This is a genomic window from Aminobacter sp. 01T433 (assembly GCF_056398585.1).
Genome location: NZ_JBFTPR010000008.1, coordinates 232713 through 240658, shown reverse-complemented (window position 1 = coordinate 240658; position 7946 = coordinate 232713). Strand labels below are relative to the sequence as shown.

Below are 7946 nucleotides of genomic sequence, written 5' to 3'. Positions count from 1 at the left end.
TCAGGCGCTGCGTCGATCTGGTCGTAGGCCTTGAACTCGCCGAAATACTTGGTGATCGCCGCCGTCAGCGACGTCTTGCCATGGTCGACGTGACCAATCGTGCCAATGTTCACATGAGGCTTATTACGCTCGAATTTACCTTTTGCCATTGTCTCTTTCCTTGGGCATCGGGACCTTGGTTCCGGTCGGATGCGGGGCGATTACCGATAAAGGACGAAAAAGACAAGCGCCTTTTGGCCAAGGGCCAAGGTCGGGCTCAAAAGCCGCGGTGCTCTTTCAGTGCTGGACGCACATATGGTGGCAACCGAATGCAAATAAAAGGCTTCTCACTCGGCAAGAAAGCCCTGGAGCGGGTAGCGGGAATCGAACCCGCGTATTCAGCTTGGAAGGCTGCTGCTCTACCATTGAGCTATACCCGCGCCCTGAGCGCCGCGCGCCTGTTCAGGAGCGAAGCACGCTCTGGTATTCACCTTGCGGCATGGCCCTCTAAAAGATGAGATCACCTTTCGAGGCCATGCGTTTTATGGCTTCCGGGCCGGCAGTGGTGGAGGAGGTTGGATTCGAACCAACGTAAGCTGAGCTAACGGATTTACAGTCCGTCCCCTTTAACCACTCGGGCACTCCTCCAACTGCTTTGCCGGAGCCATGCAACGAGGCATTTCCAGATCCCGGTTCGAGGCGAAGCGCCCTGCCCCGAAATCTGCGTGGGCTTATGGCGACAAGGATTTGGCCTGTCAACCGGACAGGGTGCGTTTTCATGCGGATTATTCAAAGCGCCGACTAACGGGCCGTATCCAAAGCCAGGAGCTGGCGCTATAGCAGGCGCATGAACGATACAAAAAAGCCCGGAACACCCAAGGATAGCCACTACGCCAAGCTGCGTCGCACCTTCCGCGACCAGAAAAGCGGCGGCGCGCCCGAATTCAAGCCACGCAAGCCAGTGCCGCCTGGGGAGAACGCCCCTGACGGGCGGGTACGGCTCTATGGGCTGCATACCGTGCGCGCAGCGCTCGACAATCCGCGCCGCAAGATTCGCCATATGTGGGTTACACGCAATGCGGCGGAACGGCTTGAGATCGCCGATCTCGGTGCCCTGCCCTTCGCCGCCGAATTGGTCGAGCCAAGAGAGATCGACAAAATCACGGGTTCCGACGCGGTGCACCAGGGCGTGCTGATCGAGGCCGAGCCGCTGCAAACCAAGGCATTGTCGGCGCTGGGTGATTCGCCATTGATTCTGGTGCTCGACCAGGTCACCGACCCCCACAATGTCGGCGCGATCATTCGCTCGGCGGTGGCTTTCGGCGCTGGTGCGCTGGTCACCACGCAGCGCCATAGCCCACACGAGAGCGGCGTGCTCGCCAAATCGGCATCAGGGGCGCTCGAACACATCGACCTGATCGAAGTGCGTAATCTCTCCGATGCGCTCGGTGAACTGCATGAGGCCGGCTTCCAGACGATCGGACTTGATTCGGAAAGCCCAGCCGAACTCGAAAAGACGTTTTCGGGCAGCCGGGTCGCATTGGTGCTCGGCGCCGAGGGCAAAGGCCTGCGCCAAAAGACACGCGAGACAGTGACCGCGCTTGCCCGTCTGGACATGCCAGGCGCGATCCACTCGCTCAATGTGTCCAATGCGGCAGCAATCTCGCTTTATGCGGCAAGGAAGTTCTTGCGCTGACATAAGTCGGAACCGGCTGTGTCGCGGCGGCTTTCAATTGAGAGTTACTGCGGCACCAAGCCACGGCTTCAGCGCGAAGCCTCCCTTGACCTTCCACCTGGCGGAAGCCGTAGCCTGATGGCAAAACGGAGATACGCCATGGCGCGCTGCCCCAAACTCATCCCGCTGTTTTCGCTCGCCTTCGTGCTCGGCATTGCCGCGCCGGCCCTCGCCCAGACCAAGACCGTCGCCGATCTTGCGGGGAACACGCATATCCATGGGCTCGCCTTCGATCGTGCGGAGTCCAACAATATCCTGATCGCCACGCATCACGGGCTGCTCGTGGCAGGCTCAGATGGCACCGTGACGCAGGTTTCGGAAAGCCAGGACGACTTCATGGGCTTTACGCCGCACCCGGCCGACCCTGCGATCCTGTTTGCCAGCGGCCATCCAAAAGGTGGCGGCAATCTTGGCTTCATCAAATCGACCGACGCGGGAAAGAGCTGGACGCAGATCTCGCCAGGCGTCAATGGGCCGGTCGACTTTCACCAGCTCGCGGTCAGCCCTACCAATCCTGACGTGCTGTACGGATCATATGGCAGCATCCAGACCAGCAGCGATGGCGGCGCGACATGGACTATCGCAGGCGAAGCCCCGCCCAAGCTGATTGACCTGGCCATATCGCCGACCGATCCGGCCGTCGTGTACGCCGCAACGCAAACCGGGCTGATGATCAGCCGCGACGGCGCCAAGAATTGGCACGCGCTGATCGCCGACGTCCCGGTCACGACGGTCGAACTGACCACAGATGGCGCAATCTATGCCTTCGTGCCCGGCCGCGGCCTGCTCAAGGCAAGTGAAACCGCGCCGAAATTCGAAACCATCGGGCAAGGCCCCGACAGTGAGGGCTACATCCTGCACCTTGCAGTAAATGCCAAATCGCCTGAGCGTCTGGTCGCTGCCACCGGCGAGCTGGCGGTCGTGGTCAGCGGCGATTCCGGCGCGACCTGGAACAAACTCGGCGCCAACTAAGCCTCTTCGCTGTGACCGAAACGCAAAACGGGCTCCGGCAATCATTCCGGAACCCGCTCTTCGACGGCGTGGAAAAGGCCGCGGCTTGGGAACGTTACCCCGCGACCTCCCCCGCCTATGCTGCCTGGTTCTTGACCTCACCGGCCTGCGAGCCAACTTCGAAATTGGCCATCCTTTCGAGCGCGCGCACCAGCGCTGAATGGTCTTCCTTCGCCCCGCCATTAGCCGCACAGGAGTTGAACAGCTCCTGGGTCATCGAGGTGTTGGGCAATGACACGCCAAGCGCCTTGGCGCCCTGCAGCGCAAGGTTGAGATCCTTCTGGTGCAGTTCGATGCGAAAGCCCGGCGCGAAGGTGCGCTTGACCATACGCTCGCCATGCACTTCGAGGATGCGCGATGCAGCCAATCCGCCCATCAGCGCCTGCCGGACCTTGGCCGGATCAGCACCTGCCTTCGATGCGAACACCAATGCTTCGGCCACTGCCTCGATGGTCAATGCGACGACGATCTGGTTGGCCACTTTGGTGGTCTGGCCGACGCCGTTGGGACCGACCAGCGTGATGTTCTTGCCCATCTTTTCGAACACCGGACGGGCGCGTTCGAACGGCTTGTCCTCGCCGCCGACCATGATCGTCAGCGACGCCGCCTTGGCCCCGACTTCACCGCCGGAGACCGGTGCGTCGAGATAATCGCAGCCCAGCTCATTGATCTTCTTGGCGAATTCCTTGGTCTCGATCGGCGAGATCGAACTCATGTCAATGACGAGCTTTCCCTTGGAAAGGCCTGATGCAACGCTATTTTCGCCAAACAGAACATCGGCAACCTGCGGTGTATCTGGAACCATCAGGATGATGATGTCACAGGCCTTGGCCAGCGCCTGATGGCCGGTCACTTTCTTCAGACCTTTGGCGACCAGTGCCTCAGGCAGTGAGCCACGATGGTCGCTGGCAACAAGCTGATAGCCGGCGTCCAGCAGGTGCCCCGCCATCGGCGCGCCCATGATGCCGAGCCCAATGAAGCCAATTTTTTCCATTTTCATATTCCTTCGAATTTCGTCTGGCCTATGCGGCCGCGCTGCCCTTGCCGGCAAAGTCAGCGAACCATCCCAGTCCCTCGACCGTCCCTGCCTTTGGCTTGTATTCGGCGCCGACCCAGCCGGCGTAGCCAATGCGGTCGAGGTGCTCGTAGAGGAACGGGTAATTGATCTCGCCCGTACCCGGCTCATGACGGCCAGGGTTGTCCGCCAGCTGCACATGCGCGATGCGGCCAAGATTGGCCTCGATGGTGCGGGCCAGATCGCCCTCCATGATTTGCATGTGGTAGATGTCGTATTGCAGGAAGAGATTGTCCGAGCCGACCCTGTCGATGATGCCGAGCGCCTGCTTGGTGTTGGTCAGGAAGAAACCGGGGATATCGCGCGTGTTGATCGGCTCGATCAGCAGGCGGATGCCGGCAGCCTTCAGCTTCTCGGCGGCGAAGGCGAGATTTTCGACGAACACGTTTTCCAGCACGTCATGGGTGTTTCCGGCGGGTGCAATGCCGGCAAGGCAATTGACCTGCTCACAGCCAAGCGCATGCGCATAGCTGATGGCCTTAGCCACGCCCTGGCGGAATTCGGGGATGCGATCGGGCAGCACGGCGATGCCGCGCTCGCCGGCCGCCCAATCACCGGGCGGCAGGTTGAACAGCGCCTGGGTCAGGCCGTTCTTCTTGAGGCGCGCGGCCAGGACATCGGACGCGTGGTCGTAAGGCGCGATGTATTCGACACCCTTGAAACCGGCGCGAGCGGCGGCATCGAAGCGGTCGAGAAAGTCATGCTCGCCAAAGAGCATCGAAAGATTGGCTGAAAACTTGGGCATAGGTTCTTCCTCGGAAAATCAGTCGAGCAGCATGATTGCGGTTGGCGCGTCTTCGTTGCTCTCGGCAAGCTCCTCGAACTCGACGACATTGTCGATCTCGACACCCATGGAGATATTGGTGACGCGTTCGAGGATGAATTCGAGGACGACGGGCACCTGATGTTCCTTCATGAGCTGCTTGGCCTGCTTGAAGGCAGCGGCAAATTCTTCCGGCTTGCGCACGCGGACCGCCTTGCAGCCCATGGCCTCGGCCACCGCGACGTGATCGACGCCGTATCCTGCCTCCGGGTCGCCTGAGCGATTGATGTTTTCGAACGACAGGCTGACCTCGAAATCCATGGCAAAACCGCGCTGCGCCTGGCGGATAAGGCCAAGATAGGCGTTGTTCACGACGACATGGATGTAGGGCAGCTTGTGCTGGGCGCCGACGGCCAGCTCCTCGATCATGAACTGGAAATCATAGTCACCCGACAAAGCGACGATGTCGCGGTTCGGATCGGCAGCGCGAACACCGAGTGCTGCAGGCAGGGTCCAGCCGAGCGGGCCGGCCTGGCCGCAATTGATCCAGTTGCGCGGCTTGTAGACATGCAGGAACTGCGCGCCGGCGATCTGCGACAGGCCGATGGTGGTGACATAGGTGGTGTCACGGCCGAAAGCCTTGTTCATTTCCTCATAGACGCGCTGCGGCTTGAGCGGCACCTGCTCGAAGTGGGTCTTGCGCTTCATCGTCTTCTTGCGCGCCTGGCATTCCTTGGCCCAGCCGGACCAGTCGCGCAGCTTGCCCGCCGTCTTCCATTCGGTGGCGACATCGAGCAACATCTTCAAGGCCGCACCGGCATCCGAAGTCACGCCGAGATCAGGCGCAAAGACGCGGCCGATCTGGGTAGGCTCGATGTCGATATGGATGAACTTGCGGCCCGCCGTGTACTTGTCGACCGAGCCGGTGTGGCGGTTGGCCCAGCGGTTGCCGACGCCAAGCACAAAATCTGAGGCGAGCATCGTTGCGTTTCCGTAGCGGTGCGAGGTTTGCAAGCCGCACATGCCGGCCATCAGGCGGTGGTCATCGGGGATCGATCCCCAGCCCATCAGGGTCGGGATGACGGGAACGCCGGTGATCTCGGCGAATTCGATGAGCAGGTCCGAGGCATCGGCATTGATGACGCCGCCGCCAGCGACGATCAGCGGCCTTTCGGCCTCGTTGAGCATCGACAGCGCCTTTTCAGCCTGGGCGCGGGTCATCACCGGCTTGTGGACCAAAAGCGGCTCATAGGCGTCGATGTCGAATTCGATCTCGGCCAGCTGAACATCAACGGGTAGATCGACAAGAACCGGCCCGGGACGACCCGAGCGCATGAGGTGGAATGCTTTCTGCAGCGTCATCGGCACCAGATACGGCTCCATGACGGTGACGGCCCATTTGGTGACCGGTGTTGCGATCGCTGCAATGTCGACGGCCTGGAAGTCTTCCTTGTTCAAACGGGCGCGCGGCGCCTGACCGGTGATGCACAGGATCGGGATCGAATCGGCGGATGCCGAATAGAGGCCGGTGATCATGTCGGTGCCGGCCGGCCCCGATGTGCCGATGCACAGGCCGATGTTGCCGGCCTTGGTGCGGGTGTAGCCCTCGGCCATGTGCGATGCGCCCTCGACGTGGCGGGCAAGGACGTGCCGGATCGAACCACGCGCCTTCAGGGCCGAATAGAGCGGGTTGATCGCCGCACCTGGCACACCGAAGGCACAGCTGATGCCTTCCTTCTCGAGAACGAGGACCGCTGCATCGACAGCACGCATCCTGGCCATGGTCTTCCCTCCAACGATCGAAACTGAATGTTAACCGATCGTGTCATCGCAAGCCGAATTTTGCAACTTTTTCAAAATATTTTTTCATTCTCAGACATATGCACTTACCATCTGATTTTGCTGTCATTTTCATTTTTCGTTGCGCAGCGCTTCAAACTAAGTGAAAAAGTTTTTTAAACGCAATCTGGAGCACAGGCATGGCAACGACCGAAAAGCGGCAGCGCGGGCGGCCTCGTGCATTCCAGCCGGCTCCTGACGCCGGTTCGGTGCAGTCGCTCGACCGCGCGTTGCGCATCCTTGCCATCGTCGCGCATAGCGACGGCCTGTCGCTGAGCGAGATTTCGGCCGCGTCTGATCTTGCAGCAGCGACCGCCTACCGCATGCTGACCACATTGCAGAACCACGGCATGGTTGAGTTCGACAGCGATGGCCAGCTTTGGTCGATCGGGGTCGAGACCTACCGCATGGGTGCTGCCTTCCTGCGCCGGCGCAAGCTTGTCGATCGCGCCCGCACCGTCATGCAGGAACTGATGGAAAGGACCGGCGAGACCGCCAATCTCGGCGTCGCCGAAGACGATTGCGTGGTCTTTGTCAGCCAGGTCGAGACGCATCAGGCGATCCGCGCCTTTTTCAGGCCGGGCACGCGCAGCCCTTTCCACGCCTCAGGCATCGGCAAGGCGGTCCTTGCCCATCTCGACCGCGACCGCGTCAACGCAATCGTGCGCAAGGCAGGCCTCGACGCCTACACCGAACGCACGCTTTCGGAACCGGCAGCCCTTGCCCGCGATCTCGACCAGATCCGTGCGCGCGGCTGGTCGGTGGACGATGAAGAACGTTATCCCGGCATGCGCTGCGTGGCAGCGGCGGTGTTCAACGAATTCGGCGAACCCATTGGCGGCGTTTCGGTTTCCGGGCCCACGGTGCGCGTGACGCCCGAACGGCTGGGCGAGATCGGACCAATGGTTCGCGCGGCCGCCGCCGAGCTGACAAGGATGATCGGCGGCTCGCCGGACGGCACCTTGCCAAGCATCTGACCTTGACAGCGCAACCACAACGGCTGAAGTCAAAGCCTTGTTAGCAAGACCATCGCTGGAAACGAATATGAGCCTTCAGTCCGTCAAAGCCTTCTTCGCCGAACACGCTCCCGACATCCACGTCATCGAGACTTCGACTAGCTCAGCGACGGTGGCATTGGCAGCCGAGGCCCATGGCGTCGAGCCCGCCCAGATCGCCAAGACGATCTGCCTGCGTGTCGGTGACCGCATCTTGCTGGTCGTTGCCCGTGGCGACGCACGCATCGACAACCGCAAATGCCGCGATGCGTTCGGTGGCAAGCCACGCATGCTCGATGTCGAGCAGGTCGCCGAGATTACCGGCCATCCTGTGGGTGGTGTCTGCCCCTTCGGCCTGGCAACGCCGCTCCCGATCTATTGCGATGTGTCGTTGCGCGCCTATGAAGAAGTCGTACCCGCAGCGGGTGCCACCAATGCCGCGGTCAGGATCGGTGTCGAGCGCATGGCAAAGCTGGTCAATGCCGAATGGTGCGACATCTGCCAGGACGCGGTTGGCAAGTCAGAGGCGGAAGCTGCGGAATAGTTTCC

General features: G+C 61.1%; 8 protein-coding genes and 2 tRNA genes. 4 read left to right on the top strand and 6 right to left on the bottom strand.

The features are described 5' to 3' along the window. From AC1DLV_RS16805 to AC1DLV_RS16795, 3 genes are all read right to left on the bottom strand, one after another. On the bottom strand, window positions 1-149 hold a 149-nt coding region (locus AC1DLV_RS16805), incomplete at its 3' end, for a GTP-binding protein (RefSeq protein WP_476801027.1). Window positions 150-345: 196 nt separating this feature from the next. Beyond that, a tRNA-Gly gene (locus tag AC1DLV_RS16800) sits at window positions 346-419 on the bottom strand. A gap of 123 nt (window positions 420-542) precedes the next feature. Beyond that, window positions 543-627: transfer RNA gene (locus AC1DLV_RS16795), tRNA-Tyr, on the bottom strand. Between the two features lie 199 nt (window positions 628-826). Between AC1DLV_RS16795 and AC1DLV_RS16790 the strand changes: the two genes are divergently transcribed. Both AC1DLV_RS16790 and AC1DLV_RS16785 read left to right on the top strand, forming a co-directional pair. Then, window positions 827-1675, top strand: coding sequence for a TrmH family RNA methyltransferase (locus AC1DLV_RS16790; RefSeq protein ID WP_476800831.1), 849 nt, complete (start codon window positions 827-829; stop codon window positions 1673-1675). Window positions 1676-1813: 138 nt separating this feature from the next. After that, complete coding sequence (locus tag AC1DLV_RS16785; RefSeq protein ID WP_476800832.1) at window positions 1814-2686, top strand: F510_1955 family glycosylhydrolase; 873 nt, start codon at window positions 1814-1816, stop codon at window positions 2684-2686. Between the two features lie 115 nt (window positions 2687-2801). Here the strand turns inward: AC1DLV_RS16785 and AC1DLV_RS16780 are convergent, their stop codons facing one another. Genes AC1DLV_RS16780 through gcl form a run of 3 tightly spaced genes read right to left on the bottom strand, consistent with a single transcriptional unit; the run spans window position 2802 to window position 6345 of the window. Beyond that, on the bottom strand, window positions 2802-3719 hold the full coding sequence (locus AC1DLV_RS16780; RefSeq protein ID WP_476800833.1) for a 2-hydroxy-3-oxopropionate reductase: 918 nt from the start codon (window positions 3717-3719) through the stop codon (window positions 2802-2804). A gap of 28 nt (window positions 3720-3747) precedes the next feature. Continuing rightward, the gene (gene otnI / locus AC1DLV_RS16775) at window positions 3748-4545 is read right to left on the bottom strand and encodes a 2-oxo-tetronate isomerase (protein ID WP_476836192.1); all 798 of its coding nucleotides are present in this window, start codon (window positions 4543-4545) and stop codon (window positions 3748-3750) included. A gap of 18 nt (window positions 4546-4563) precedes the next feature. Then, window positions 4564-6345, bottom strand: coding sequence for a glyoxylate carboligase (gene gcl / locus AC1DLV_RS16770; protein WP_476800835.1), 1782 nt, complete (start codon window positions 6343-6345; stop codon window positions 4564-4566). Window positions 6346-6542: 197 nt separating this feature from the next. On the opposite strand from gcl, the gene bhcR reads away from it, so the two are divergent. Both bhcR and AC1DLV_RS16760 read left to right on the top strand, forming a co-directional pair. Next, a complete protein-coding gene (bhcR, locus tag AC1DLV_RS16765) occupies window positions 6543-7379 on the top strand; it encodes an HTH-type transcriptional regulator BhcR (RefSeq protein WP_476800836.1) in 837 nt (278 codons plus the stop codon). Between the two features lie 67 nt (window positions 7380-7446). After that, the gene (locus AC1DLV_RS16760; protein WP_476800837.1) at window positions 7447-7941 is read left to right on the top strand and encodes a YbaK/EbsC family protein; all 495 of its coding nucleotides are present in this window, start codon (window positions 7447-7449) and stop codon (window positions 7939-7941) included. Window positions 7942-7946 lie beyond the last annotated feature (5 nt).

Excerpts from the sequence above, each read along its gene's own strand:
- AC1DLV_RS16790 (WP_476800831.1), top strand. The coding sequence starts at position 827 with ATGAACGATACAAAAAAGCCCGGAACACCCAAGGATAGCCACTACGCC.
- AC1DLV_RS16785 (WP_476800832.1), top strand. The coding sequence starts at position 1,814 with ATGGCGCGCTGCCCCAAACTCATCCCGCTGTTTTCGCTCGCCTTCGTG.
- AC1DLV_RS16780 (WP_476800833.1), bottom strand. The coding sequence starts at position 3,719 with ATGGAAAAAATTGGCTTCATTGGGCTCGGCATCATGGGCGCGCCGATG.
- otnI (WP_476836192.1), bottom strand. The coding sequence starts at position 4,545 with ATGCCCAAGTTTTCAGCCAATCTTTCGATGCTCTTTGGCGAGCATGAC.
- gcl (WP_476800835.1), bottom strand. The coding sequence starts at position 6,345 with ATGGCCAGGATGCGTGCTGTCGATGCAGCGGTCCTCGTTCTCGAGAAG.
- bhcR (WP_476800836.1), top strand. The coding sequence starts at position 6,543 with ATGGCAACGACCGAAAAGCGGCAGCGCGGGCGGCCTCGTGCATTCCAG.
- AC1DLV_RS16760 (WP_476800837.1), top strand. The coding sequence starts at position 7,447 with ATGAGCCTTCAGTCCGTCAAAGCCTTCTTCGCCGAACACGCTCCCGAC.